This is a genomic window from Paracoccus sp. UBA5162 (assembly GCF_002413585.1).
Classification (GTDB): domain Bacteria; phylum Pseudomonadota; class Alphaproteobacteria; order Rhodobacterales; family Rhodobacteraceae; genus Paracoccus.
Genome location: NZ_DHXG01000041.1, coordinates 14649 through 15093 on the forward strand (window position 1 = coordinate 14649; position 445 = coordinate 15093).

1 protein-coding gene is annotated in these 445 nt (G+C 65.2%); it reads right to left on the bottom strand.

The annotated features are described in order from the left end of the window. A partial coding sequence (locus B4A72_RS05740) for a thiamine pyrophosphate-binding protein (protein ID WP_292978213.1) occupies nt 1-362 on the bottom strand: 362 nt, incomplete at its 3' end. Nucleotides 363-445 lie beyond the last annotated feature (83 nt).

The window sequence follows — 445 nt, forward strand, 5'->3', positions numbered from 1 at the left end:
CGGTTGGCGAAGACATCGCCGCAGATCATGAGGACCGGCAGTCGGTTCACATGCGCTAGCCCGCAGGCGGTGACCATGTTGGTCGAACCCGGCCCGATGGAGGAGGTGATGGCCATCGCCTTCCGCCGTCGTTTGGTCTTCGCATAGGCGATGGCGGCATGGGCCATGGTCTGCTCGTTCTGGCCGCGCCACGTCGGAATGACTTCCCGGAAGCGATGCAGCGCCTCGCCGACCCCCGCGACATTGCCGTGTCCGAAGATCGCCCAGACACCCTCGACGAAACGCTCACCGTCTTCAGTCAGCTGCACCGAGAGCCATCTCACCATGGCCTGCGCGGCCGTCAGCTTGATCGTTGCGGTCATGCTTCCACCTCCTCCATCAGGCCCGCACGGGCCTCGTCCCAGATGCGGCAGAGCCGCGCGTAATTGTCGGCCATGGTCGCGAC